Genomic DNA, 25,844 nt, shown 5'->3' with positions numbered 1-25,844 from the left:
TACAGGATGTCCGGGTCACACCGGACGTCTCTGAGAAGTCTCACTCCGACGGGAGCTAATCCGTGAAAGACTTACTTAAGTTTCTGAAAGCGCAAACTAAGACCGAAGAGTTTGATGCGATCAAAATTGCTCTGGCATCGCCAGACATGATTCGTTCATGGTCGTTCGGCGAAGTTAAAAAGCCGGAAACCATTAACTACCGTACGTTCAAACCAGAACGTGACGGTCTGTTCTGTGCTCGTATTTTCGGGCCAGTAAAAGACTATGAGTGCTTGTGCGGTAAGTACAAGCGCCTGAAACACCGTGGTGTCATTTGTGAGAAGTGCGGCGTTGAAGTCACCCAAACTAAAGTGCGCCGTGAGCGCATGGGTCACATCGAACTGGCTTCCCCAACTGCACACATTTGGTTCCTGAAGTCTCTGCCGTCTCGTATCGGCTTGCTGCTGGATATGCCACTGCGTGATATCGAACGTGTTCTTTACTTCGAATCATATGTGGTAATCGAAGGCGGTATGACCAACCTCGAGCGTCGTCAGATCCTGACTGAAGAGCAGTATCTGGATGCGCTGGAAGAGTTCGGTGACGAATTCGATGCGAAGATGGGTGCGGAAGCTATTCAGGCCTTGTTGAAAAACATGGATCTGGAGCAAGAGTGTGAAACTCTGCGTGAAGAGCTGAACGAAACCAACTCCGAAACCAAACGTAAAAAGCTGACCAAGCGTATCAAACTGCTGGAAGCGTTCGTTCAATCTGGTAACAAACCAGAGTGGATGATCCTGACAGTTCTGCCGGTTCTGCCGCCAGATCTGCGTCCATTGGTACCGCTGGATGGTGGTCGTTTCGCAACCTCAGATCTGAACGATCTGTATCGTCGCGTTATCAACCGTAACAACCGTCTGAAACGTCTGCTGGATCTTGCTGCTCCTGACATCATCGTACGTAACGAAAAACGTATGCTGCAGGAAGCGGTAGATGCCCTGCTGGATAACGGCCGTCGCGGTCGTGCGATTACGGGTTCTAACAAACGTCCTCTGAAATCTTTGGCCGATATGATCAAAGGTAAGCAGGGTCGTTTCCGTCAGAACTTGTTGGGTAAACGTGTTGACTACTCCGGTCGTTCTGTAATCACCGTAGGTCCATACCTGCGTCTGCATCAGTGCGGTCTGCCTAAGAAAATGGCACTGGAGCTGTTCAAGCCGTTCATCTATGGCAAGCTGGAATTGCGTGGTCTTGCTACCACCATTAAAGCTGCGAAGAAAATGGTTGAGCGCGAAGAAGCTGTCGTTTGGGATATCCTGGACGAAGTTATCCGCGAACACCCGGTACTGCTGAACCGTGCACCAACTCTGCACCGTTTGGGTATCCAGGCATTTGAGCCAGTACTGATCGAAGGTAAAGCTATCCAGCTTCACCCGCTGGTTTGTGCGGCATATAACGCCGACTTCGATGGTGACCAGATGGCAGTACACGTTCCACTGACGCTTGAAGCTCAGTTGGAAGCGCGTGCGCTGATGATGTCTACCAACAACATCCTGTCACCTGCGAACGGCGAGCCAATCATCGTTCCTTCTCAGGACGTTGTATTGGGTCTGTACTACATGACCCGTGACTGTGTTAACGCCAAAGGCGAAGGCATGGTGCTGACTGGCCCTAAAGAAGCTGAGCGTATCTATCGCGCAGGTCTGGCCTCTCTGCATGCGCGTGTAAAAGTGCGTATCACTGAGTACGAAAAAGACGAAAACGAAGAGTTCGTTGCGAAAACCAGCTTAATCGACACCACCGTTGGTCGTGCGATTCTGTGGATGATCGTACCGAAAGGTCTGCCTTACTCCATCATCAACCAGGCGTTGGGTAAGAAAGCCATCTCCAAAATGCTGAACACTTGTTACCGCATTCTGGGTCTGAAACCGACAGTAATCTTTGCTGACCAAACAATGTACACCGGCTTTGCATATGCAGCGCGTTCAGGTGTTTCTGTTGGTATTGATGACATGGTCATCCCAGCGAAGAAAACTGAAATCATCTCTGAAGCGGAAGCTGAAGTTGCTGAGATTCAGGAACAGTTCCAGTCCGGTCTGGTTACAGCAGGCGAACGCTATAACAAAGTTATCGATATCTGGGCTGCGGCGAACGATCGTGTATCCAAAGCGATGATGGACAACCTGCAAACTGAATCCGTTATTAACCGTGACGGCGTCGAAGAGCAGCAAGTTTCCTTCAACAGCATTTACATGATGGCCGACTCCGGTGCTCGTGGTTCTGCGGCACAGATTCGTCAGTTGGCAGGTATGCGTGGTCTGATGGCTAAGCCAGATGGCTCCATCATCGAAACGCCAATCACCGCGAACTTCCGTGAAGGTCTGAACGTACTCCAGTACTTCATCTCCACGCACGGTGCTCGTAAAGGTCTGGCGGATACCGCACTGAAAACTGCGAACTCCGGTTATCTGACGCGTCGTCTGGTTGACGTTGCGCAGGATCTGGTTGTTACCGAAGACGATTGTGGCACCCTCGAAGGTATCACGATGACTCCGGTTATCGAAGGCGGCGACGTTAAAGAACCACTGCGCGATCGCGTATTGGGTCGTGTAACGGCTGAAGACGTACTGAAACCTGGTACTGCTGATATTCTGGTAACACGTAACACCCTGCTGAACGAGCAATGGTGTGACCTGTTAGAAGCTAACTCTGTTGATAGCGTGAAAGTACGTTCCGTTGTGGGTTGCGAAACTGACTTCGGCGTATGTGCTCACTGTTATGGTCGTGACCTGGCTCGTGGCCACATCATCAACAAAGGTGAAGCTATCGGGGTTATCGCGGCACAGTCCATCGGTGAACCAGGTACTCAGCTGACGATGCGTACGTTCCACATCGGTGGTGCGGCATCTCGTTCTGCTGCTGAATCCAGCATTCAGGTTAAGAACAAAGGTAGCATCAAGCTCAGCAACGCGAAGTCTGTTGTGAACTCTGCCGGTAAACTGGTAGTGACTTCTCGTAACACTGAACTGAAACTGATTGACGAATTCGGTCGTACTAAAGAGAGCTATAAAGTTCCTTACGGTGCGGTAATGGGCAAAGGTGATGGCGAGCAGGTTGCAGCGGGCGAAACCGTAGCAAACTGGGATCCGCACACCATGCCAGTCATCTCTGAAGTAAGTGGTTTCATCCGCTTTACTGACATGATCGACGGCCAGTCCATTACTCGTCAGACCGACGAACTGACAGGTCTGTCATCTCTGGTTGTTCTGGATTCTGCAGAACGTACCGCGGGTGGTAAAGACTTGCGTCCTGCTCTGAAAATTGTTGATGCTCAAGGCAATGACGTACTGATCCCTGGTACCGATATGCCAGCGCAGTACTTCCTGCCGGGTAAAGCAATTGTTCAGTTGGAAGACGGCATTCAGATCAGTGCGGGTGATGCCCTGGCGCGTATTCCTCAGGAATCCAGCGGTACCAAGGATATTACCGGTGGTCTGCCACGCGTAGCGGACTTGTTCGAAGCACGTCGTCCGAAAGAGCCAGCTATCCTTGCTGAAATCAGCGGGATCATCTCCTTCGGTAAAGAAACCAAAGGCAAGCGCCGTCTGGTAATCTCTCCACTCGATGGCAGCGATGCTTACGAAGAGATGATTCCTAAGTGGCGTCAGCTGAACGTGTTCGAAGGCGAAGTGGTAGAACGCGGTGACGTGGTTTCCGATGGTCCAGAATCTCCGCATGACATTCTGCGTCTGCGTGGCGTGTATGCTGTGACTCGTTACATCACCAACGAAGTGCAGGACGTTTACCGTCTGCAAGGCGTTAAGATTAACGATAAACACATCGAAGTCATCGTGCGTCAGATGTTGCGTAAAGCAACTATCGTTAGCGCTGGTGGTTCTGACTTCCTGGAAGGTGAGCAGGCTGAATACTCTCGCGTCAAGATCGCTAACCGCGAACTGGAAGCGAACGGCAAGATTAACGTGTCCTTCACACGTGATCTGCTGGGTATCACCAAAGCCTCTCTGGCAACCGAGTCCTTCATCTCCGCGGCATCGTTCCAGGAGACAACTCGTGTGCTTACCGAAGCAGCTGTTGCGGGTAAACGTGACGAACTGCGCGGCCTGAAAGAGAACGTAATCGTGGGTCGCTTGATCCCAGCTGGTACCGGTTATGCGTATCACCAGGATCGTATGCGCCGTCGTGCAGCGGGCGAAGCGCCTGTTGTACCTCAGGTTACTGCTGAAGATGCAACTGCCAGCCTGGCAGAGCTTCTGAATGCCGGTGGTCTGGGCGGCAACAACAACGATTAATCGTTAGAGTCGCTAAAAACAAAAACCGCTCGAAAGAGCGGTTTTTTTTCGTCTGAACCAATTGAAATATAACTAAAATAATTCAATTTTAGGAATGACGATTAATCAGTTAGCTAATGGCAGGCGGCGATACAATTCAATCATATCTTCGGCTAAATCCTGAATCACCATCGCATTCATCAGGTGATCCTGCGAATGTACGGTAATCAAGTTAACTGGAAGTTTACCGGTGCCTTCATCTAACCCGATAAGCTGGGTCTGAATTTTGTGCGCATGTTTTACAAACTCACGAGATTCTTCCATCGCTTGTTGAGCCGCTGCGAAATCACCTTTACGCGCCATTTGCAGCGCTGTCAGTGCCTGGCTGCGTGCGCTACCCGCATTGACCAACAATTCCATGATAATCGTTTCTAAATCTTCCACGTTTTACGACTCCATCATTTTCAAAGCTTTATCCAGAACGACATCACCTTTCATCATTCCGTAATCCATCATATCGATGACCGCAACAGTTTTACCCATTGGCTCTGCGATCGCCTGTAATTTGGCGTGCTCATATTTAACTTGCGGGCCTAACAGCACAATATCGGCGGTGTCGATATTGTCTTTGAATTCGGCAACCGGCACTGCCTTGATAGAGACTTCAATACCCTTCTTCTGAGCGGCGTCCTTCATGCGTTGGACCAAAATGCTAGTCGACATACCCGCTGCACAACACAAAACGATATTCTTCATAGATCTGCTCTCAGTGTCCGTTCGATACACTGATAATTATCCGTGACGCCTCGCTACAACAACCGCTTTACGATGATTGTGTGTGAGGTATCACAAAAGAAACTTATCAGGGCTGAAACCGGTTACATTTTTTAGTTTCCATAATCGCTTTGATTGTGTTGCTGCTCACAAAATCCGCATATTCCAGAGAAACACGTTTGCGCTCCATTGACACAAAACGGTGAACTACATAGTCTTCAGTCTAGTGGTATATACCACCAACACAAAAACCAGCACAGTGAGTGACAACATGAATAATTTCACTGCATTTATGGAAAGGAAAATATTGCCTCTGGCAATGAAGATTGAAGGGAATGATTATCTCTCGGCCATTAAAGATGGCTTTATTCGGATCATGCCATTTCTGATTATTGGTTCTTTCTTTTTGCTGATAGCTAATTTGCCTATTCCGGGATATAGCGAATTTATTATTCGAATTTTCGGTGAGCATTTTATTGGGCAATTAAACTATATTCTTGATGCCACTTACTCTGTGATGGCATTGCTGGTGGTGGTCAGTACCAGTATAAGCCTCGCAAAGCGCTGGCAGTTAAATGAAATATCCTGTGTGTTAATTTCACTGGTGGCTTTTTTAATTGTCACGCCGTTCAGAATGCCGCAAGAAAATGGCGGCGCAATTACGGATGTCATTCCGACCTTTGCGCTTGGTGCGCAGGGGCTATTCCTGTCTTTAATTGTCACGCTGGTGGCGGTTCGGCTCTACAGGTTGTTCAACCATCCACGGCTGATGATTTCAATGCCGGATAGCGTCCCGCCAGCGGTAGCCAATAGCTTCAGCTCGCTCATTCCGTCATTTTTGATTGTTGTTATCTTCTGGCTGCTTCGTCTGGTTTTTGAAATCACGCCGTTTGGTACGGCCCAGGAGATGATTTTCAAAGTGCTGCAAGCACCGATGATGCACCTTGGTAACACGCTACCGTCGCAGATGGTGGCGGAGTTTTTTGTCAGCTTCTTCTGGTTTTTCGGCCTGCATGGCGACTCTATCGTGACTGCCATCATGGGGCCAATCTGGCGTTCATTAACACTTGAAAACATGCAGGCAATGAAACAAGGCCTGCCGCCAGTAAACATCATTACCCAGCAGTTCCGCGATGTGTTCTTAATTTGCGGCGGGACGGGTTTTACTCTGGCTATGCTCCTGGTGATGTTGTTCCGCGCGAAGAGCAAACGCATGCGTGAAATCGCCAAACTTGCCTCTCCAGCCGCTATTTTTAATATTAATGAGCCAATTATATTTGGTGTTCCCATTGCACTAAACCCACTGTTGTTTATCCCATTCATCATCGTTCCGGTTGTACTTTGCGTAATAACCTATAGCGCTATGGCATTTGGCTGGCTGCCATTGACATCGGGTCTGGAAATTCCCTGGACCACACCTATTTTTATCAGTGGTTTTTTAATCTGCGGCTGGAAAGGCATGTTGTTCCAGGCCATTAACCTCGCTGTCGCGATGACAATTTATTATCCGTTCGTTATGACGCTGGATAAACAGTATCTGCGAGAAGAAAACGAGCTGGAAGAAAGTATCGTTAATCAGGATGAAATAACCCTGGAATATAAAGAAGGATTACGTAATGAATAATAAATTAAAGATAGTGACTATCGGTGGCGGCAGTTCATATACGCCAGAGATTATCGAAGGTTTTATCCAGCGCTATGCAGAAATGCCAATTAAAGAAATCTGGCTCGTGGACGTAGAGGCGGGGCGTGAAAAACTTGAGATCGTTGGCAATCTGGCCAAACGCATGGTTGAAGCAGCGGGCATTGATTGCCAGGTTCATCTAACGCTCGACAGGCGCGAAGCGCTCAAAGATGCCGACTTTGTCACTACCCAGTTGCGTGTTGGGCAACTCGATGCACGCATTAAAGACGAACGTATCCCTTTGTCACACGGGCTAATCGGCCAGGAAACAAATGGAGCGGGTGGCCTGGCAAAAGCCCTGCGCACCATTCCAGTGATTCTGGATATTTGTCGCGATATGGAGGAGTTATGCCCTGATGCCTGGCTGATTAACTTCACCAATCCAAGCGGCATCGTGACCGAAGCTGTTATCAAGCACAGCAAAATCAAATGCGTTGGTTTATGTAATCTTTCACAATCAATGCAGCGCATGGTGGCCGAAATTCTCGGCGTGGATAAATCTCGCTTCCTCCTGCAACTCGTTGGATTAAATCATTTTCTTTACGGCACCCATGTCTACATGGATGGTAAAGATGTCATGCCTGAGGTGCTGAAAAACCTCAAGTACGACAGCGAACATAAGCCAAAAAACATTCCCGATATTCCCTGGCTCCAGGAACAAATCCAGCATCTTGGCGTAATCCCTTGTCCGTACCATCAGTATTACTACGCCACCAGTGATGTGTTGGAAAAGCAGCTTCAGGAATTCGAAGAACATGGAACGCGCGGGGAAGTGGTGCAGGCGGTAGAGCATGAATTATTCGAACTCTATCGAAATCCACATTTGCATGAAAAACCAAAACAGCTAGAGCAGCGCGGTGGGGCCTATTACTCAGAAGCCGCCTGCGAGCTAATCAGCGCAATCTATAACGACAAAAACCTCCTGATGACGGTCAACGTACGCAACAACGGGGCGATTCGTTCACTCCCGGATAACGTCGCCATTGAAACGACCTGTGTTATTGGGCGATACGGCGCAATTCCGCTGAATAATGACCCGCTGCCTGCCACCGTTTCTGGGCTGGTTTCATTGATGAAATCATGGGAAGAGATGGCCGTGGAAGCCGCAGTGACAGGTGATTACGGTGCAGCTTTGCAGGCATTGACGCTGAACCCACTTGTGCCGTCAGGCAAGGTAGCAAAAGTCGTGCTTGATGAATTGCTTGAAGCGCACCGTGAATATCTACCGCAATTCTTTAAGGAATAAGGATTTTTCGGCTGCGCATTCTGAATAGGTCGCCACGGTTGTAGCTCCAGGAGTAGTTAAAAACCGTGCCGTCCTCAAGCCAGGTGCTTTCTTTAATGTGCAGCATGGGTGAGTTTACGGGAATTTCGAGCAGTGCCGCCATCACATCATCAAACAGGCTGGCCCCAACAACGGAGTCCGTGCCGCCGATTTTTTGCTGGCACTTATCTTCGATAAACGCATACAGAGAGTGGTTTTGCAGCACGTCGTCGTCAATGACATCGACAATCGCTAATGGAATGTAGCTGTCTTCGACTAACACCGGCACGCCATCAAACAGGCGAACACGGCGGATGGCGTGAACGGGTTCGGTAGCCGAAACACTAAATTGGTTTGCGAGGTAGTCCCCCGCAGGTTGCTGGACATGGTAAATCAGGCGGCTGGTGATAGTGACTTTACCACTCAATTCTTTTGTGACGCCCAGCGCGCTGCTTTCCCCGTCAGGGTTGAGTAGATAAACCGGCGGGGCAAAGGCTCGGTTTACATAAGTGCCTTTGCCAACCACTTTTTTGACCAGGCCTTCCTGCTCCATTTGAGCAATGGCTTTTTGCACCGTAGCACGCGTGACCTGGTAGGTTTCCGCCAGTTCGCGCTCAGAAGGGATCAGGGAGCCAACCGGGTACTTTTGGTTCTGAATATCGCTTTTCAGCGTATCGCGAATAAGGATGTACACCGGTTTCATGGTTCCCCCGATAGGGTTGTTAACGAATAAAAGTGCGAGTGTCGGCATGCTAAAGCAATTTTCCGGCGCGGCGCAAGTTCCATAAGAGGTGGAAAATAAACATGTTAAATCATAATGAAGCGTACTGGCAGCAAAAGGGCGCCCGTTTAACCGTTGAAGCCATCGTGGCTCAGCCGCGTTTATGGCAAGAAGGGCTGGAGCAAATAAAAGCTCAGCAGCCCGTTATTGAAGCGTTCTGGAACAAAGGCGATTCCCACACACGCATTCTCATCACCGGAGCGGGTTCCTCGTTGTTGGCCGCACAAGCGAGCGTGAATTGGTTACGTAGTGTCGTACCCAATCACATCGATGTGGTACCGGCAACGGATCTGGTGCTCATGCCTGAAAGCTTGCAAGAAAATACCGTATTGGTTTCCGTGAGTAGCTCGGGTAACACACCAGAGACAGTTAAGGTTGTGGAGCGTGCACTCGCCGCCAACCCGAAATTGCGCCATCTGGCGGTGACTAACAACGCCAGTAGCCGCCTTGCACAACTCGCACAGCAGCATACCGAAGGGCTGTTTATCCCGGTACCAGAAGGCACTTCAAACGGTAGTTTTGCCGCCACTTCTGAATTCACCGTTCCACTTTGGTACCTGATGTTGCTGGTGGCCCCGGCGGGTTGGGCGGAAGCCGAAAAAGTGCTTCCCGTTTTGCAGCGTGGCATGAACCACTTTTTGACTCACTATGCCGCTGATATCGAACAATGGGCGGCGCAGTCACGTAATAATGTTGTTGCTGTCGGCTCGTTATCTTTAAAAGCCATTGCCTGTGAAACCAGCCTCAAACTGCTGGAAATGGGCAACGGCAATGTGATGACGGCCTGGCATTCGATGCTGGAATTCCGCCATGGTCCGAAACTGATTATTAACCGTGATGCGACGATAATTGGTTATCTTGCCGCGCGTCCGGAAATCCACCGTTATGACATCGACATGATGACTGAGTTGACGCGTGAGCGTAGCGCAGGGGCGCAGGTTATCGCAATCGGCCATGATGAGTTGCCAGCCGGAAGCAAACTGGGAGATTGTTATTTCCATTTTGCCGCTCCGGAACTGGCGGATTACCATGAATCCTGGACTGCGTTAATTTATGTGGTGTTCGCGCAACTCGCCGGGCTTTATAGCGCAATTAAATTAGGCGTAACTCCCGATACGCCTTCTCGTGATGGTAAAGTTGCCAAGGTTGCTAAAGTGACCGTCTATTAGCATCTGAATGGGGCGGCAGTTACCGCCCCAAAAAACTGTCCCAATCCTTCCAGACAGGTTGCAAGCCCGAACGTGTTAGGGCAGCGGCGACTTCATTCGGTGTACGCCCGTCATGCGGTGCAAACTGTTCAAGCTCTGGATGATTATCGGCATAGCCTCCCGGCTGAGTTTTGGAAAAGGCGCTGACGTTATTAATCGCGAGCGGAATCATATGATCCCGGAACCAGGGGGATTCGCGCGTAGAAAGCGAAAGTTCTACGTCTGGCGACAGTAGACGAAAGGCGCATATCACCTGCACCAGTTGGCTTTCCGTCATGATTGATGCCGGTTCTACACCGCCCGTGCAGGGACGTATACGCGGAAACGAAATCGAATAACGGCTTTGCCAGTAGTTTTGTTGTAGCCACAGCAAATGCTCCGCCACCATAAAACAGTCAGTACGCCAGCTATCCGATAAACCAATCAACGCGCCAAGGCCGATTTTGTCTATCCCCGCGCGGCCCAGTCTGTCTGGTGTTTCCAGACGCCAGAAGAAATCCTGCTTGTTGCCGCGCAAATGATGCTGCGCGTAAACCGCCTGATGATAGGTTTCCTGATAAACCATCACGCCATCCAGCCCCAGCGTTTTGAGTTCGGCATATTCCTCTTCATCCAGCGGCTGCACTTCCATTTGCAGCGAGCTGAACTGGCGGCGAATGGCGGGGAGGTGTTGACGGAAATAATCCATGCCCACTTTGGTCTGGTGTTCGCCGGTCACCAACAGCAAATGCTCAAAACCCAGTTTGCGAATTGCCTCGCATTCCCGCTCAATTTCTTGTTCATCCAGTGTTTTACGTTTGAGCTTGTTACTCATCGAAAAACCACAGTATGTACAATCGTTGGCGCAGAGGTTTGAAAGGTAAAGCGGCACATAAAAACTCACCGTGTTGCCAAAACGCTGGCGAGTTAATTGCTGGGCTTGTTGCGCGAGGGATTCAAGATACTGACTGGCTGCGGGTGAAAGCAGTGCCATAAGATGTTCGCGGGTGATTTTTCTGGCGTTTAAAGCGTGTTCCACGTCGGCTGCGGTTTTGCTGTTGATGCGCAGCGTGATGTCATCCCAGTCCAGTTCACGCCAGCGGTCAGTGAAAGTATGCGCCATCACTCGCCCTCCTGGCTGAATTGCAGAAATTGCGTCAACGGGCTGGAGGCTTGCGCCCGCTGGTGGCGAACTCCCAAACCAGACTGAAACGCGATTGTTCCTGCTTCAACGGCGAGCCGGAAAGCGTGTGCCATCTGCACGGGATCGTGCGCCACGGCAATCGCGGTATTCACCAGTACTGCCGAAGCCCCCATTTCCAGTGCTTCGGCGGCATGGCTCGGTGCGCCGATTCCCGCATCAACAATGACGGGAACCCGCGCCTGGTCGATAATAATTTCCAGAAACGCACGGGTTTGTAAGCCCTGATTAGAACCAATAGGTGCGCCGAGTGGCATGACTGCGGCACATCCCGCTTCTTCAAGCCGCTTGCATAAAACCGGATCCGCGCCGCAATAAGGCAGAACCACAAACCCAAGTTTTACGAGCTTATCCGCAGCCTTTAACGTTTCAATGGGGTCCGGCAACAAATAGCGAGCATCAGGGTGAATTTCCAGTTTTATCCAGTGCGTGCCGAGTGCTTCACGCGCCAGTTGTGCAGCAAATATCGCTTCTTCCGCCGTTTTCGCCCCGGAGGTATTGGGTAACAATTGCACGCCTGCTTCAATCAACGGCGCGAGAATCGCATCGTTATGATTACGCAAATCGACGCGTTTCATCGCCATGGTCACTAATTGCGAACCCGAGGCGCGAATCGCTTCGATCATAACTTGTGGTGAGGCGAATTTTCCCGTGCCAGTGAACAGGCGCGAAGAGAAAGTTTTATCTGCAATCTTGAGCATGTTAACCCCCAGCAATAGCCTGAAACAGTAAGATCTGGTCACCATCATTCAGTAAATGCGCTTCCCATTGGTCGCGAGGAACGATGGTGTGGTTAATGGCGAGCGCCATTCCGGGCTTCATCAGGTGCTGTTGCTTGAGCAGTGTTGCCAGCGTCAGGTTGTCAGGGCACTCCATCGGTTCATCATTAAAATGAATGTGCATTGTGCCCTCCGCATACCGGACACTCTTTGGCCTTTTGCATGGTGAGGGAGCGCCAGCTATGTTGGCGGGCGTCAAACAGGCGTAAAGAACCCGCCGCCGGAGCCATACCGCTGAGTAGTTTTATCGCTTCAAGCGCCTGTAAGGTTCCCATCACACCCACTACCGGGCCGATAATTCCTGCGGTGCGGCAGTTGCGTTCTGGTTCATGTTCATCCGGCCAGACACAGCGATAACACCCATTTTCCCATGGGGGAGTGAGAACCATGAGTTGCCCGCCAAATCCAACCGCGCTGGCGGAAATCAGCGGTTTGCTGTGTGCGACGCAGGCGGCGTTTACTGCGTGGCGCGTCGCCATATTGTCGCTACAATCGAGAACCAAATCGACGCCGCGTACTGCCTGAATCAGCAAATTTCCTTCAAGGCGTTCACTGATAATGTGCAGATCGATATCAGGATTGAGTTGCTGAAGATGGCGCTGGGCGACCCGAGATTTAGGCTGATCGAGATCCTTTGAAGTAAACAAAATCTGGCGTTGTAAGTTACTGATATGCACACAGTCATCGTCTGCAAGAATCAGTGTGCCGACACCTGCCGCAGCAAGATACAGCGCCGCTGGTGAACCTAACCCGCCGAGCCCGACAATTAACACTTTGCTGGCGAGTAGCTTTTGCTGTCCTTCAAGTGCGATGTCTTCGAGCAGTAACTGGCGGCTGTAACGCATGAAATCGCTATCATTCATCGCCAGCCCCCACCAGTGACAGTAATTGCGCGGCGGCGGCTTGCCAGTCTGGAGCCTGAGTAATCGCGCTAACCACGGCAACACTTCCTACGCCCGTTGCGAGCACTGAAGGAACGCGTTCAATGCTAATCCCACCAATGGCTACGGTAGGGTAATCACCCAGCGTTTTGATGTGTTTCGCAAGTTGCGTAATCCCTTGCGGAGATGAAGGCATTTGCTTGGTATTGGTGGGGAAAACATGGCCCAGTGCGATGTAAGAAGGGCGCGCCTCGAGGGCGCGGTCCATTTCCATGTTGTCATGGGTGGAGAGCCCGAGGCGCAAACCCGCATCGCGAATAGCATCAAGATTTGCGACATCCATATCTTCCTGGCCCAAATGCACGCCGTAAGCGCGGTGCTTTACTGCCAGCTTCCAGTAGTCATTGATAAACAGACGTGCTTCGTATTGCTGACCAAGCTTGATGGCCGCAACAATATCGGCCTCAACGTCTTCGTCATGCTTATCTTTGATGCGCAGTTGAATAGTACGCACGCCAGCTCCCAGTAAACGGGCAATCCATTCCACGCTATCCACCACCGGATACAAGCCCAGGCGCCGCGGAACGGGAGGAAATGCAGAGTGTTTCATCACACTTCCTCCTGGCGCAGATAAATTTCGCCACCTTTTGCCCGGAAAGTTTGCGACATATCCTCCAGTCCGACTTCAATGGCTTGTTTGGCTGCGAAATCGCGGACTTCCTGGGAGATTTTCATTGAGCAGAATTTGGGGCCACACATTGAGCAGAAATGCGCGACTTTCCCGGATTCCTGCGGCAGCGTTTCATCGTGATAGGCACGCGCGGTAAACGGGTCGAGCGCCAGATTAAACTGGTCTTCCCAACGGAATTCAAACCGTGCTTTTGACATGGCGTTATCGCGAATTTGCGCGCCAGGATGACCTTTTGCCAGATCTGCTGCGTGAGCGGCAATTTTGTAAGTAATCAGCCCTTGTTTAACATCTTCTTTGTTTGGCAGACCGAGATGCTCTTTGGGTGTGACATAACACAGCATCGCGCAGCCAAACCAACCAATCATTGCCGCACCAATACCGGAAGTGAAATGGTCGTAACCCGGTGCGATATCGGTCGTCAGCGGGCCGAGCGTATAGAACGGCGCTTCGTGACAATGTTCCAGTTCTTCGGTCATGTTGCGGCGAATCATCTGCATCGGCACATGCCCGGGACCTTCAATCATCACCTGTACGTCATATTCCCAGGCAATTTTGGTCAGCTCGCCGAGAGTGTGCAGTTCCGAGAATTGGGCTTCATCGTTGGCATCCTGAATGGAACCCGGGCGCAGGCCATCGCCTAAAGAGAGCGAAACGTCATAAGCGGCGCAGATTTCGCAGATCTCACGGAAGTGTTCATACAGGAAGTTTTCCTCATGATGGGACAGACACCATTTCGCCATAATCGAGCCACCGCGCGAGACAATCCCGGTGAGGCGTTTGGCGGTCATCGGCACATAGCGCAGCAGCACGCCAGCGTGAATAGTGAAGTAATCCACACCTTGCTCGGCTTGTTCCAGCAAGGTGTCGCGGAACATTTCCCAGGTGAGGTTTTCGGCAATACCGCTGACTTTTTCCAGCGCCTGGTAAATCGGTACTGTGCCAATCGGTACCGGGCTGTTACGCAGAATCCATTCGCGGGTTTCGTGGATATAGCGCCCGGTGGACAAGTCCATTACGGTATCTGCCCCCCAGCGCGTGGACCACACCAGTTTTTCTACTTCTTCTTCGATAGAAGAGGTGACCGCCGAGTTGCCGATATTAGCGTTGACTTTGACCAGGAAATTACGCCCGATAATCATAGGTTCGGATTCCGGGTGATTAATGTTGGCGGGGATAATTGCGCGTCCCGCCGCCACTTCGTCGCGCACAAATTCTGGTGTGATGTTTTCAGGAAGACGAGCGCCAAACCCCTGGCCCGGATGCTGGTGGCGTAAAACCTGGTCGCGGATTCGCTCACGGCCCATATTTTCGCGAATCGCGATGAACTCCATTTCAGGCGTCACAATCCCCTTGCGTGCATAGTGCAGTTGCGTGACGGTTTTCCCGGTTTTTGCGCGCTTAGGCGTGAGTTGCGTTTCAAAGCGCAATTCGTCCAGACCGTCATCGGCCAGCCGCTCTTTGGTATAGGCAGAACTGCGGTCAGTCAGGATTTCGCAATCATCACGCTCAGCAATCCAGTTGGCTCGAAGAGGGTCAAGCCCGCGCAATACGTCAATGATGATAGCCGGATCGCCATATGCGCCAGATGTGTCATAAACGGGGATGGCGTCGTTAGGCGTAAATTGTGGGTTTTCTTTGCTGCCGCCGGTTGCGGTTGGGCTTAATTGAATTTCGCGCATGGGCACGCGGATATCATCGCGGGAGCCAGTGAGATAAATACGCTGAGAGTTGGGGAAAGCCGTGCCTTCCAGGGTATTGATAAAATGCTGGGCTGCGGCGCGCTGCTCGCGGCGGTTTAGTTTTTTTTCAGTGGTAGACATAGCTCATTCCAGTAATTATCAGGAAGTGGCTTGTCAGAACAACGGAGGAGTAATGAATGTGGACCGCCCGCGCACGGGTGAACCCAAAAGCAGAATTACTCTTGTTCCCTTCGCAGGTATTAGCCTGATCAGGTTCCGCGGATCCCGAATTAACGGTCTCAGCCGGTGCTTGCGCACTCGGCACTCCGACAAGAAGAAACCCGTATTGCTACGGGTCGGGTTGTAAACTACTCGTTAACAGGGCAGAACTCAAGCCGGGCGTGCAAGACCGCGGGTATCGTTAGCACTGTCATCTAAATCGTGGTCGTACGCCAACAGAATGAGTTTATCTTCCAGCGAAAAACGTGATTCCAGCGCTTCGCCGATTCCGGACAAGGCTTTCTGGAATTCAATGTAGTTATCGTCATCGATAGCGCTTTCAAGATGCGTATCGTAGAAATCCATGATTTGCTGGGTATTGGCTTCAAGCTGCGGGTAAAGATGGGTGGCAGCAAAAAGTGGGCTGTTGCCTTCCATTTCGCTGATAATACGTTCATAAATATTAAAATGGCCGGCAGACAGATAATCCACCAGGTTGTGGCAAAAATTATCCAGAGCCTTTTCATTGAGCGCGGTATGGGAATCCTTGTTAGGCTTGATCCCAACCATATTGTAATAAGCCACCAATAAATGTTTGCGGGCATGAAGCCATTGGTCGATTAACTCATTACTACCACCAACGCGCTCAGTCAGATTCTCTAACTGGTTAAGCATGATTGACTCCGTGAGTTATTTACTCGAACTGTTTAGAGTAAAAAGATGTAACGCAAACGTACCCAAAATTGTTACGACCATTTGTTTATACCAGCGAACTCGGGGATGTGCACCAGGTTATGGAACGTGTAATTCAAAAGTTAGATCAGGGCTGGTTTATCGTCAGTCATGAACAAAAACTGTGGTTGCCAAAAGGTGAGCTGCCTCACGGAGTGGCACAAGATTTTCAGCTCGATGGCGCCGTTGGGATGCCCATCGGTGAGTGGGAAAATGAACCGGTATGGCTTGTGCGACAAAATCGCCGGGTGGATATGGGTTCTGTGCGCCAGGTGATCGACCAGGATGTGGGATTGTTCCAGCTAGCCGGTCGCGGTGTGCAATTAGCCGAGTTCTACCGCTCGCATAAATTCTGCGGCTACTGTGGGCATGAAATGCACGTCAGCAAAACTGAATGGGCTATGTTATGTAGCCACTGCCGTGAACGTTACTATCCGCAAATCTCACCGTGCATCATTGTGGCTATTCGCCGTGACGACCATATTTTGCTTGCCCAACATACCCGTCATCGCAACGGGATTTACACCGTGCTGGCGGGGTTTGTCGAAGTCGGGGAAACCCTCGAACAAGCCGTGGCGAGGGAAGTCATGGAAGAAAGCAGCATTAGCGTGAAGAACTTACGCTACGTCACTTCCCAACCCTGGCCGTTCCCGCAGTCTTTGATGACCGCATTTATGGCGGAATATCATAGCGGTGAGATTGAAATCGACCCGAAAGAGTTACTGGATGCAGGCTGGTATCGCTACGATCAATTGCCGTTATTGCCACCACCGGGTACGGTTGCACGCCGCCTGATTGAAGACACTGTCGCCCTGTGTCGCGCGGACTATGAGTGATAAACTTGAGCGATACAGCCAAAGGAAATTAAAAATGACTGAACTCAAGAACGATCGTTACCTGCGGGCGCTTCAACGCCAGCCTGTAGATACCACGCCAGTATGGATGATGAGGCAGGCAGGTCGTTACTTGCCAGAATACAAAGCGACGCGTGCGCAGGCCGGTGATTTTATGTCGCTGTGCAAGAATGCTGAGTTGGCTTGCGAAGTGACTCTGCAACCGCTGCGTCGGTATCCGTTGGATGCGGCAATCCTCTTTTCCGACATTCTTACGGTTCCAGATGCGATGGGGCTTGGCCTTTATTTTGAAACTGGCGAAGGCCCACGTTTTCGCTCACCTGTAACCTGCCGTGCCGATGTCGAAAAACTGCCTGTTCCTGATCCAGAAGATGAACTGGGTTACGTGATGAATGCGGTGCGTACCATTCGCCGTGAGCTAAAAGGCGAAGTGCCTTTGATTGGTTTTACTGGCAGCCCGTGGACGCTGGCGACTTACATGGTCGAAGGCGGCAGCAGCAAAGCCTTCACTGTTATCAAAAAGATGATGTATGCCGATCCTCAAGCGCTGCATCTTCTGCTCGATAAGCTGGCGCAAAGCGTCACGCTGTATCTGAATGCGCAAATCAAAGCGGGCGCGCAGTCGGTGATGATTTTCGATACCTGGGGCGGCGTGCTGACCGGGCGCGATTATCAGCAGTTCTCGCTTTATTACATGCATAAAATCATTGATGGTCTGCTGCGTGAAAACGAAGGCCGCCGAGTGCCGGTGACGATGTTTACCAAAGGCGGCGGGCAGTGGCTGGAAGCGATGGCTGAAACGGGCTGTGATGCGCTGGGATTAGACTGGACAACCGATATTGCCGACGCTCGCCGTCGTGTCGGTCATAAAGTTGCGCTACAGGGCAACATGGACCCTTCCATGCTGTATGCGCAGCCTGCACGTATCGAAGAGGAAGTCGCCACGATTCTGGCAGGATTTGGTAAAGGTGAAGGCCACGTGTTTAACCTGGGCCACGGTATTCACCAGGATGTTCCGCCAGAGCATGCCGGTGCGTTTGTGGAAGCAGTGCACCGTTTGTCAAAACCGTATCACCAATAACGCTATTTTCAGTAAACAACAGGAGAGGGAATGGATCTCGCCAGCCTACGTGAACAGCAGATCGAATTGGCTTCGCAGGTCTGTCGTGAGGATCGCTTTGATCACAACCCTCCCCGGTTAATCGCTGGAGCTGACGTTGGTTTTGAGCAGGGCGGTGACATTACGCGGGCCGCTATCGTATTGCTGACGTATCCTTCCCTCGAAATGGTTGAATATCAGGTGGCGCGTGTCGCCACCACCATGCCTTACATCCCCGGATTCCTTTCCTTCCGTGAATATCCCGCGTTATTAGCTGCATGGAAATTGCTGTCGCAGAAACCTGATTTGTTGTTTGTTGATGGTCACGGTATTTCACATCCTCGACGTTTGGGGGTTGCCAGCCATTTTGGCTTGCTGGTGGACGTGCCAACGATTGGCGTTGCCAAAAAACGGTTGTGTGGGCGTTTTGATCCCTTGTCTGAAGAACCCGGCGCATGCCAGTTGCTGATTGATAAAGGTGAACCCCTTGCGTCGGTGCTGCGTAGCAAGAGGCGCTGTAACCCGCTATTTGTCTCTACAGGTCACCGTGTGAGCCTGGAGAGCGCATTGCTATGGGTAAATCGTTGTCTGAGGGGTTACCGTTTACCGGAGCCGACTCGCATGGCAGATGCTGTGGCTTCGGGTCGTCCTGCTTTCACGCGGTGGCAAGCAATTCAGGGGTGATTAAGGTAAACTGCCGCTAATATTCCGTCTTTGAGACATCGCTATGTTACAAAACCCAATCCATCTGCGCCTTGAGAAACTGGAAAGCTGGCAGCATGTCACTTTCATGGCTTCTTTATGCGAACGTATGTACCCGAATTACGCCATGTTCTGCCAGCAGACTGAATTTGGCGATCCTCAACTGTATCGCCGTATCCTCGATTTGATTTGGGAAACACTGACGGTCAAAGATGCAAAAGTAAACTTTGATAGCCAACTCGAGAAACTCGAAGAAGGCATTCCTGTTGCTGACGACTATGATATTTACGGTGTCTACCCGGCTATCGATGCATGCGTTGCGTTAAGCGAACTCCTTCATTCACGTCTTTCTGGGGAAACGCTGGAACACGCCATTGAAGTCAGCAAGGCATCCATTACCACTGTTGCCATGTTAGAAATGACTCAGGCTGGTCGTGAAATGACCGATGAAGAGCTGAGAGAAAACCCTGCTGTTGAAGAAGAATGGGACATTCAGTGGGAGATTTTCCGTCTGTTAGCTGACTGCGAAGAACGTGATATTGAGTTGATCAAAGGTCTCCGTGCGGACTTGCGCGAGGCGGGTAGCAGCAATATTGGTATAATTTTTCAGCAGTAAGACAGCAAAACGTGACTTACAGTCCGAATTGTCACCCCTGAAGGCTTCCAATTAGCCCCCCGTCTGGTCTACATTTGTGGGGCGAAAAATAGTGGCTATCGGTGCGTGTATGCAGGAGAGTGCTTTTTTGGCATTTCCGTCGCACTCGATGCTTAGCAAGCGATAAACACATTGTAAGGATAACTTATGAACAAGACTCAACTGATTGATGTAATTGCTGACAAGGCTGACCTGTCTAAAGTACAGGCTAAAGCTGCTCTGGAATCCACTCTGGCTGCAATTACTGAGTCTCTGAAAGAAGGTGATGCTGTACAACTGGTTGGTTTCGGTACCTTCAAGGTAAACCACCGTGCTGAGCGCACTGGCCGCAACCCACAAACCGGTAATGAAATCAAAATCGCCGCAGCTAACGTGCCGGCATTTGTTTCAGGTAAAGCACTGAAAGACGCTGTTAAGTAATTTAACAAGTGTCAGTGAACAGTTTTAGCAGGGGGGCGTTTTCGCCCCTTTTGTCTGTCTGGCGTCCTCTTGCCGTTCTGACAGGCACATTGCTGATAATGGCATGCAGCAGCAAGCCTCCTATCCCGCCATTTACCGCGAGCGGTTATATTGCCGATCAGGGTGTCGTGCGCATTTGGCGTAAAGACAATAGCGATGACGACAGTATTCACATGCTTACGGCGTTCAGCCCGAGACAGAAGGGTGCAACGACCACAAGTGATTACCGTTGGCAGGGTGAGCAACTCATATCTATTGAAATGACGATTTTGAGTGAGCCGTCAGAGCACATAAAAGTGCGTTTTGACGATCACGGCGAACTGAGCTTTATGCAGCGCGAAGTCGACGGTCAAAAACAGCAACTCTCCAATGACCAAATCAACTTGTATCAATATCAGGCGAGCCAGACGAAAGCCACAAGCGAAGCATTGCGCATTGGTCGTGTTGTTTTGCGGCAAGGGCGCTGGCACAGCAACGGAACAGTGACGACTTGCGAAGGTGAGACGTTCGAACCCAAACTCGACAGCGTGGCGTTAAGCCATATCACGAATCGACAACGCCACTCATCGATGGATGTCAGCATTGCCTGGCTGGAAGCACCGGAAGGTTCACAACTATTACTGGTCGCGAACCAGGACTTCTGTAGCTGGCAACCGAAGCCTGCGACTTTCTAGATAAAAAAACCGCCACGCGGGCGGTCTTTCAGAGTACTTCAGGTATTACTTCGCGTTTTCACGCTCAATGGCGCGATAGCCAATGTCTGAGCGGCTAAAACTGCCATCCCAGTGGATATCCTTCATTAGTTCATAAGCACGCTGCTGTGCAAGCGCTACGGTATCGCCTAATGCGGTGACACATAATACGCGCCCGCCGTTAGTCACCACCATATCGTCTTCACGCAGACGGGTTCCAGCGTGGAACACTTTGCCATCCGCCACTTCTTCCAACGGCAGGCCGTGAATGACATCACCGTTACGGTAATCCGCAGGATAACCGCCAGCAGCCATCACGACGCCCAGTGACGGACGCTCGTCCCACTTTGAGGTTGTCTCATTCAACTTGCCGTCACATGCGGCGAGGCACAGTTCGACCAGGTCCGATTGCAGACGCAGCATAATAGGCTGGGTTTCAGGGTCGCCAAAACGACAGTTAAACTCGATAACCTTTGGATTGCCAAGTTTATCAATCATCAGACCCGCATACAGGAAACCGGTGTAGGTATTCCCTTCAGCAGCCATGCCACGCACGGTTGGCCAGATAACTAAATCCATTGCGCGCTGATGCACTTCATCAGTGACAACGGGAGCCGGAGAGTATGCGCCCATACCGCCAGTGTTTGGGCCGCTATCGCCATCCCCAACACGTTTATGATCCTGGCTGGTGGCCATTGGCAGTACGTTCTCTCCGTCTACCATCACGATGAAGCTGGCTTCTTCGCCATCAAGGAACTCTTCCACCACGATGCGATGACCCGCGTCGCCGAATGCGTTGCCCGCCAGCATATCGTTCACTGCGGCTTCCGCTTCTTCGAGCGTCATCGCAACAATGACGCCTTTACCGGCGGCCAGGCCATCGGCCTTAATCACAATCGGCGCGCCTTTTTCTCGGACGTACGCCAGCGCTGGCTCCACCTCGGTGAAGTTTTGGTATTCGGCGGTTGGGATTTTATGGCGAGCCAGGAAATCCTTGGTGAAGGCTTTGGAGCCTTCTAATTGTGCTGCACCCTGAGTTGGGCCAAATATTTTCAGACCAGCCGCACGGAAGGCATCCACGACGCCAATCACCAGCGGCGCTTCTGGCCCAACAATCGTCAGGTCGATCTTCTCATTTTGCGCAAAGCTTAACAGAGCCGGGATATCGGTTGGGCTAATCGCCACGTTCTGCAAAGCCGGTTCCAGCGCTGTGCCGGCATTGCCTGGCGCGACAAATACAGTGCGTACTAATGGTGACTGCGACGCTTTCCAGGCCAGCGCGTGTTCGCGCCCGCCATTACCAATCACTAATACTTTCATATATAGAGGCTCCAGGATTAATGGCGGAAGTGGCGCATGTCAGTAAAGATCATTGCGATCCCATGTTCGTCAGCGGCGGCGATCACTTCGTCATCACGGATCGAACCGCCAGGCTGGATAACACAACTCACGCCGACGGCTGCTGCTGCATCAATACCATCGCGGAACGGGAAGAACGCATCGGATGCCATTGCAGAGCCTTTCACTTCCAGACCTTCATCGGCGGCTTTAATACCGGCAATCTTGGCAGAGTAAACACGGCTCATTTGACCGGCGCCTATGCCGATGGTCATATTCTCGCGGGCATACACAATCGCATTGGACTTCACGAACTTCGCGACTTTCCAGCAGAACAGTGCATCACGCAGTTCTTGCTCGGAAGGCTGGCGTTTGCTGACCACTCGCAGATCGGCGGCAGTCACCATTCCCAAATCGCGATCTTGTACTAACAGACCACCGTTGACGCGTTTGAAATCCAGACCCGGAACGCGCTGCTGCCACTGGCCACAAGTCAGTACGCGAACATTTTGTTTCGCTGCCGTTATCTTCAATGCTGCTTCGCTTGCCGATGGGGCAATAATCACTTCGACAAACTGGCGAGAGATAATGGCTTGCGCAGTTTCGGCATCCAGTTCACGGTTAAACGCGATGATGCCGCCGAATGCTGAAGTCGGATCGGTTTTGTAAGCGCGATCATAAGCATCTAATAAGGAGTCGCTGACAGCCACGCCGCAAGGGTTGGCATGCTTCACGATAACGCAGGCAGGTTCGCTAAACTCTTTTACGCATTCCAGTGCCGCATCGGTATCGGCAATGTTGTTATAAGAAAGCGCTTTGCCCTGAACTTGCGTTGCAGTAGCGACGGATGCTTCTTTAATTTCTTCTTCTATATAGAAGGCAGCTTGTTGGTGGCTGTTTTCACCGTAACGCATATCCTGCTTCTTAATGAAGTTCAGGTTGAGCGTACGAGGGAAACGACCGGAAGGTTCGTTGCTCTCACCATGATAAGCAGGAACCAGGCTACCGAAGTAGTTGGCGATCATGCTGTCGTAAGCGGCCGTGTGTTCGAATGCCTTAATCGCTAAATCGAAACGCGTCTCCAGGGTAAGAGAACCTTCGTTAGCATCCAGCTCATTAATAATCGCCTGGTAGTCGCTGCTCTTAACCACGATTGCGACATCTTTATGGTTCTTCGCCGCGGAGCGCACCATGGTTGGACCGCCGATATCAATATTCTCTACCGCATCTTCCAGAGAGCAGCCTTCGCGGGCAACAGTCTGAGCAAACGGATAGAGATTGACGACAACCATATCAATTGGGGAGATTGCGTGTTGTTCCATGATGGCATCATCCTGGCCGCGACGACCCAGAATGCCGCCGTGGACTTTTGGATGCAGAGTTTTGACGCGTCCATCCATCATCTCCGGGAAACCGGTGTAGTCAGAGACTTCGGTTACCGGCAGGCCAGCATCAGCCAGCAGACGAGCGGTTCCGCCTGTAGAGAGCAGCACTACACCACGTTGGGAAAGTGCCTGGGCGAATTCGACGATACCGGCTTTGTCAGAAACACTGAGCAGAGCGCGGCGTACAGGACGACGTTGTTGCATGGTTTGATCCCTTAGCTTTGGTTCGCATATAGAAGAGCGTTAGCTGAATTTTAGTTATTTCCCCTAAAACTCAGCTAACGCCCCAAAACGGGGCGTCCTTTTAATGCGGGTGCATTGTAGCGAAAACGTTTGCGTCACGCTCGCAAAATTTGGGTCTTCATCACGATTGTGGATAACTTTGTGCACAACTGCGTATAAGGCGGGGTTTTGCTGGGGATTGCATCAGTCAGTAAAATTAGTGCAAATTTAGGGTTGCAGCCTCAGGATAACTCCCTATAATGCGCCTCCATCGACACGGAACATGTGAACAACATCACAGAGTAACGGCGGCGATGAGAGTCAAATATCCTGAAATTAAGGGTTGACTCTGAAAGAGGAAAGCGTAATATACGCCACCTCGAGTTAGCAAGCGAAAGCGCGTAACTCACTGCTCTTTAACAATTTATCAGACAATCTGTGTGGGCACTCGCAGGATTGATATCTCAGATACCTTCGGGTATCAAAAAAATATCAAGTCTTGAAGAGTGACCAAGCAGTAATTCATTTAGTTGAATTATTACGAAAGTTAATTTTTGAGCACCGCTTCACGAGTTGAAGCAAATCAAGCTTTTAATTGAAGAGTTTGATCATGGCTCAGATTGAACGCTGGCGGCAGGCCTAACACATGCAAGTCGAGCGGTAGCACAGAGGAGCTTGCTCCTTGGGTGACGAGCGGCGGACGGGTGAGTAATGTCTGGGAAACTGCCTGATGGAGGGGGATAACTACTGGAAACGGTAGCTAATACCGCATAACGTCTTCGGACCAAAGTGGGGGACCTTCGGGCCTCATGCCATCAGATGTGCCCAGATGGGATTAGCTAGTAGGTGGGGTAATGGCTCACCTAGGCGACGATCCCTAGCTGGTCTGAGAGGATGACCAGCCACACTGGAACTGAGACACGGTCCAGACTCCTACGGGAGGCAGCAGTGGGGAATATTGCACAATGGGCGCAAGCCTGATGCAGCCATGCCGCGTGTATGAAGAAGGCCTTCGGGTTGTAAAGTACTTTCAGCGAGGAGGAAGGCATTGTGGTTAATAACCGCAGTGATTGACGTTACTCGCAGAAGAAGCACCGGCTAACTCCGTGCCAGCAGCCGCGGTAATACGGAGGGTGCAAGCGTTAATCGGAATTACTGGGCGTAAAGCGCACGCAGGCGGTTTGTTAAGTCAGATGTGAAATCCCCGGGCTCAACCTGGGAACTGCATTTGAAACTGGCAAGCTTGAGTCTTGTAGAGGGGGGTAGAATTCCAGGTGTAGCGGTGAAATGCGTAGAGATCTGGAGGAATACCGGTGGCGAAGGCGGCCCCCTGGACAAAGACTGACGCTCAGGTGCGAAAGCGTGGGGAGCAAACAGGATTAGATACCCTGGTAGTCCACGCCGTAAACGATGTCGACTTGGAGGTTGTTCCCTTGAGGAGTGGCTTCCGGAGCTAACGCGTTAAGTCGACCGCCTGGGGAGTACGGCCGCAAGGTTAAAACTCAAATGAATTGACGGGGGCCCGCACAAGCGGTGGAGCATGTGGTTTAATTCGATGCAACGCGAAGAACCTTACCTACTCTTGACATCCAGAGAATTTGCTAGAGATAGCTTAGTGCCTTCGGGAACTCTGAGACAGGTGCTGCATGGCTGTCGTCAGCTCGTGTTGTGAAATGTTGGGTTAAGTCCCGCAACGAGCGCAACCCTTATCCTTTGTTGCCAGCGGTTCGGCCGGGAACTCAAAGGAGACTGCCAGTGATAAACTGGAGGAAGGTGGGGATGACGTCAAGTCATCATGGCCCTTACGAGTAGGGCTACACACGTGCTACAATGGCGCATACAAAGAGAAGCGACCTCGCGAGAGCAAGCGGACCTCATAAAGTGCGTCGTAGTCCGGATCGGAGTCTGCAACTCGACTCCGTGAAGTCGGAATCGCTAGTAATCGTAGATCAGAATGCTACGGTGAATACGTTCCCGGGCCTTGTACACACCGCCCGTCACACCATGGGAGTGGGTTGCAAAAGAAGTAGGTAGCTTAACCTTCGGGAGGGCGCTTACCACTTTGTGATTCATGACTGGGGTGAAGTCGTAACAAGGTAACCGTAGGGGAACCTGCGGTTGGATCACCTCCTTACCTAAAAGATACGAACTTGCGTAGTGCTCACACAGATTGTCTGATGAAAGTAAATGAAATACTTCCAAGTGTACTGTTTAACAGTATGCTGCGAAGTATTTGCTCTTTAAAAATCTGGAACAAGCTGAAAATTGAAACGACACACTGTTTCCTTTCTCCGTAAT

At 51.1% G+C, this 25,844-nt stretch carries 22 protein-coding genes, 1 rRNA gene and 1 riboswitch; of the genes, 11 read left to right on the top strand and 12 right to left on the bottom strand.

Annotated features, from left to right (window positions below; all coding sequences use genetic code 11):
• Positions 1–62: 62 nt before the first annotated feature.
• Complete coding sequence (gene rpoC, locus RHD99_RS22555) at positions 63–4,289, top strand: DNA-directed RNA polymerase subunit beta' (RefSeq protein WP_183273245.1); 4,227 nt, start codon at positions 63–65, stop codon at positions 4,287–4,289.
• A gap of 105 nt (positions 4,290–4,394) precedes the next feature.
• Here rpoC and RHD99_RS22550 read toward each other — a convergent pair whose 3' ends face one another.
• Positions 4,395–4,712, bottom strand: coding sequence for a PTS lactose/cellobiose transporter subunit IIA (locus RHD99_RS22550; RefSeq protein WP_064541387.1), 318 nt, complete (start codon positions 4,710–4,712; stop codon positions 4,395–4,397).
• 3 nt (positions 4,713–4,715) lie between these two features.
• Entirely contained in the window at positions 4,716–5,024 is a 309-nt protein-coding gene (locus RHD99_RS22545; RefSeq protein WP_034492306.1) for a PTS sugar transporter subunit IIB, read from the bottom strand.
• A 289-nt stretch (positions 5,025–5,313) separates the two neighbouring features.
• Between RHD99_RS22545 and RHD99_RS22540 the strand changes: the two genes are divergently transcribed.
• Positions 5,314–6,666, top strand: coding sequence for a PTS sugar transporter subunit IIC (locus RHD99_RS22540; protein WP_309876740.1), 1,353 nt, complete (start codon positions 5,314–5,316; stop codon positions 6,664–6,666).
• A complete protein-coding gene (locus RHD99_RS22535; RefSeq protein WP_183273247.1) occupies positions 6,659–7,972 on the top strand; it encodes a 6-phospho-beta-glucosidase in 1,314 nt (437 codons plus the stop codon). The genes RHD99_RS22540 and RHD99_RS22535 overlap by 8 nt, the downstream gene beginning before the upstream one ends.
• On the opposite strand, the gene RHD99_RS22530 is transcribed toward RHD99_RS22535, so the two are convergent.
• Positions 7,962–8,741, bottom strand: a complete 780-nt coding sequence (locus tag RHD99_RS22530; RefSeq protein WP_309876737.1) for a GntR family transcriptional regulator — start codon at positions 8,739–8,741, stop codon at positions 7,962–7,964. The two genes, RHD99_RS22535 and RHD99_RS22530, sit on opposite strands and share 11 nt — an antisense overlap.
• A gap of 53 nt (positions 8,742–8,794) precedes the next feature.
• Between RHD99_RS22530 and RHD99_RS22525 the strand changes: the two genes are divergently transcribed.
• Complete coding sequence (locus RHD99_RS22525; protein ID WP_309876735.1) at positions 8,795–9,940, top strand: SIS domain-containing protein; 1,146 nt, start codon at positions 8,795–8,797, stop codon at positions 9,938–9,940.
• Between the two features lie 19 nt (positions 9,941–9,959).
• Here RHD99_RS22525 and thiH read toward each other — a convergent pair whose 3' ends face one another.
• From thiH to rsd, 7 genes are all read right to left on the bottom strand, one after another.
• Complete coding sequence (gene thiH, locus RHD99_RS22520) at positions 9,960–11,081, bottom strand: 2-iminoacetate synthase ThiH (protein ID WP_309876733.1); 1,122 nt, start codon at positions 11,079–11,081, stop codon at positions 9,960–9,962.
• Complete coding sequence (gene thiG, locus RHD99_RS22515) at positions 11,081–11,860, bottom strand: thiazole synthase (protein WP_309876731.1); 780 nt, start codon at positions 11,858–11,860, stop codon at positions 11,081–11,083. The genes thiH and thiG overlap by 1 nt, the downstream gene beginning before the upstream one ends.
• A gap of 1 nt (position 11,861) precedes the next feature.
• Positions 11,862–12,062 (bottom strand): sulfur carrier protein ThiS, encoded by a 201-nt coding sequence (gene thiS / locus RHD99_RS22510; RefSeq protein WP_309876729.1) that lies wholly within the window; start codon positions 12,060–12,062, stop codon positions 11,862–11,864.
• Positions 12,046–12,801 (bottom strand): HesA/MoeB/ThiF family protein, encoded by a 756-nt coding sequence (locus RHD99_RS22505; protein WP_309876727.1) that lies wholly within the window; start codon positions 12,799–12,801, stop codon positions 12,046–12,048. Before RHD99_RS22505 ends, thiS begins: the two co-directional genes overlap by 17 nt.
• Entirely contained in the window at positions 12,794–13,429 is a 636-nt protein-coding gene (thiE, locus tag RHD99_RS22500) for a thiamine phosphate synthase (RefSeq protein WP_309876725.1), read from the bottom strand. The genes RHD99_RS22505 and thiE overlap by 8 nt, the downstream gene beginning before the upstream one ends.
• On the bottom strand, positions 13,429–15,330 hold the full coding sequence (thiC, locus tag RHD99_RS22495; protein WP_309876723.1) for a phosphomethylpyrimidine synthase ThiC: 1,902 nt from the start codon (positions 15,328–15,330) through the stop codon (positions 13,429–13,431). The genes thiE and thiC overlap by 1 nt, the downstream gene beginning before the upstream one ends.
• Before the next feature lie 88 nt (positions 15,331–15,418).
• A riboswitch (TPP riboswitch) is annotated at positions 15,419–15,528 on the bottom strand.
• Between the two features lie 51 nt (positions 15,529–15,579).
• Positions 15,580–16,083: a sigma D regulator gene (rsd, locus tag RHD99_RS22490; protein WP_309876721.1), complete on the bottom strand. Its 504-nt coding sequence runs from the start codon at positions 16,081–16,083 to the stop codon at positions 15,580–15,582.
• A gap of 119 nt (positions 16,084–16,202) precedes the next feature.
• Between rsd and nudC the strand changes: the two genes are divergently transcribed.
• The 6 genes from nudC to RHD99_RS22460 all read left to right on the top strand — a co-directional run bounded on the left by nudC (position 16,203) and on the right by RHD99_RS22460 (position 20,583).
• Positions 16,203–16,976, top strand: a complete 774-nt coding sequence (gene nudC, locus RHD99_RS22485; RefSeq protein WP_309876718.1) for an NAD(+) diphosphatase — start codon at positions 16,203–16,205, stop codon at positions 16,974–16,976.
• 34 nt (positions 16,977–17,010) lie between these two features.
• Complete coding sequence (gene hemE, locus RHD99_RS22480) at positions 17,011–18,075, top strand: uroporphyrinogen decarboxylase (protein WP_183273257.1); 1,065 nt, start codon at positions 17,011–17,013, stop codon at positions 18,073–18,075.
• A 30-nt stretch (positions 18,076–18,105) separates the two neighbouring features.
• Complete coding sequence (gene nfi / locus RHD99_RS22475; protein ID WP_309876716.1) at positions 18,106–18,777, top strand: deoxyribonuclease V; 672 nt, start codon at positions 18,106–18,108, stop codon at positions 18,775–18,777.
• Positions 18,778–18,820: 43 nt separating this feature from the next.
• Positions 18,821–19,411 carry a YjaG family protein gene (locus tag RHD99_RS22470; protein WP_309876715.1) on the top strand — a complete coding sequence of 197 codons (591 nt, stop codon included), beginning with the start codon at positions 18,821–18,823 and terminating at the stop codon, positions 19,409–19,411.
• Between the two features lie 186 nt (positions 19,412–19,597).
• Entirely contained in the window at positions 19,598–19,870 is a 273-nt protein-coding gene (hupA, locus tag RHD99_RS22465) for a nucleoid-associated protein HU-alpha (protein ID WP_032615913.1), read from the top strand.
• A gap of 14 nt (positions 19,871–19,884) precedes the next feature.
• Positions 19,885–20,583, top strand: a complete 699-nt coding sequence (locus RHD99_RS22460; protein ID WP_309876711.1) for a DUF1481 domain-containing protein — start codon at positions 19,885–19,887, stop codon at positions 20,581–20,583.
• Between the two features lie 45 nt (positions 20,584–20,628).
• Here RHD99_RS22460 and purD read toward each other — a convergent pair whose 3' ends face one another.
• Entirely contained in the window at positions 20,629–21,921 is a 1,293-nt protein-coding gene (gene purD / locus RHD99_RS22455) for a phosphoribosylamine--glycine ligase (RefSeq protein ID WP_309876710.1), read from the bottom strand.
• Positions 21,922–21,938: 17 nt separating this feature from the next.
• Positions 21,939–23,528, bottom strand: coding sequence for a bifunctional phosphoribosylaminoimidazolecarboxamide formyltransferase/IMP cyclohydrolase (gene purH, locus RHD99_RS22450; RefSeq protein ID WP_309876708.1), 1,590 nt, complete (start codon positions 23,526–23,528; stop codon positions 21,939–21,941).
• A 610-nt stretch (positions 23,529–24,138) separates the two neighbouring features.
• On the opposite strand from purH, the gene RHD99_RS22445 reads away from it, so the two are divergent.
• Positions 24,139–25,680: ribosomal RNA gene (locus RHD99_RS22445) — 16S ribosomal RNA — on the top strand.
• The last annotated feature ends 164 nt before the right edge of the window (positions 25,681–25,844 follow it).

This window comes from Buttiauxella selenatireducens (assembly GCF_031432975.1).
GTDB lineage: Bacteria > Pseudomonadota > Gammaproteobacteria > Enterobacterales > Enterobacteriaceae > Buttiauxella > Buttiauxella selenatireducens.
Note: the sequence above shows the minus strand (reverse complement) of the source record. Positions and strands in the feature narration are given on the sequence as shown.

Excerpts from the sequence above, each read along its gene's own strand:
- RHD99_RS22545 (WP_034492306.1), bottom strand. The coding sequence starts at position 5,024 with ATGAAGAATATCGTTTTGTGTTGTGCAGCGGGTATGTCGACTAGCATT.
- RHD99_RS22540 (WP_309876740.1), top strand. The coding sequence starts at position 5,314 with ATGAATAATTTCACTGCATTTATGGAAAGGAAAATATTGCCTCTGGCA.
- RHD99_RS22535 (WP_183273247.1), top strand. The coding sequence starts at position 6,659 with ATGAATAATAAATTAAAGATAGTGACTATCGGTGGCGGCAGTTCATAT.
- RHD99_RS22530 (WP_309876737.1), bottom strand. The coding sequence starts at position 8,741 with ATGCCGACACTCGCACTTTTATTCGTTAACAACCCTATCGGGGGAACC.
- RHD99_RS22525 (WP_309876735.1), top strand. The coding sequence starts at position 8,795 with ATGTTAAATCATAATGAAGCGTACTGGCAGCAAAAGGGCGCCCGTTTA.
- thiH (WP_309876733.1), bottom strand. The coding sequence starts at position 11,081 with ATGGCGCATACTTTCACTGACCGCTGGCGTGAACTGGACTGGGATGAC.
- thiG (WP_309876731.1), bottom strand. The coding sequence starts at position 11,860 with ATGCTCAAGATTGCAGATAAAACTTTCTCTTCGCGCCTGTTCACTGGC.
- thiS (WP_309876729.1), bottom strand. The coding sequence starts at position 12,062 with ATGCACATTCATTTTAATGATGAACCGATGGAGTGCCCTGACAACCTG.
- RHD99_RS22505 (WP_309876727.1), bottom strand. The coding sequence starts at position 12,801 with ATGAATGATAGCGATTTCATGCGTTACAGCCGCCAGTTACTGCTCGAA.
- thiE (WP_309876725.1), bottom strand. The coding sequence starts at position 13,429 with ATGAAACACTCTGCATTTCCTCCCGTTCCGCGGCGCCTGGGCTTGTAT.
- thiC (WP_309876723.1), bottom strand. The coding sequence starts at position 15,330 with ATGTCTACCACTGAAAAAAAACTAAACCGCCGCGAGCAGCGCGCCGCA.
- rsd (WP_309876721.1), bottom strand. The coding sequence starts at position 16,083 with ATGCTTAACCAGTTAGAGAATCTGACTGAGCGCGTTGGTGGTAGTAAT.
- nudC (WP_309876718.1), top strand. The coding sequence starts at position 16,203 with ATGGAACGTGTAATTCAAAAGTTAGATCAGGGCTGGTTTATCGTCAGT.
- hemE (WP_183273257.1), top strand. The coding sequence starts at position 17,011 with ATGACTGAACTCAAGAACGATCGTTACCTGCGGGCGCTTCAACGCCAG.
- nfi (WP_309876716.1), top strand. The coding sequence starts at position 18,106 with ATGGATCTCGCCAGCCTACGTGAACAGCAGATCGAATTGGCTTCGCAG.
- RHD99_RS22470 (WP_309876715.1), top strand. The coding sequence starts at position 18,821 with ATGTTACAAAACCCAATCCATCTGCGCCTTGAGAAACTGGAAAGCTGG.
- hupA (WP_032615913.1), top strand. The coding sequence starts at position 19,598 with ATGAACAAGACTCAACTGATTGATGTAATTGCTGACAAGGCTGACCTG.
- purD (WP_309876710.1), bottom strand. The coding sequence starts at position 21,921 with ATGAAAGTATTAGTGATTGGTAATGGCGGGCGCGAACACGCGCTGGCC.
- purH (WP_309876708.1), bottom strand. The coding sequence starts at position 23,528 with ATGCAACAACGTCGTCCTGTACGCCGCGCTCTGCTCAGTGTTTCTGAC.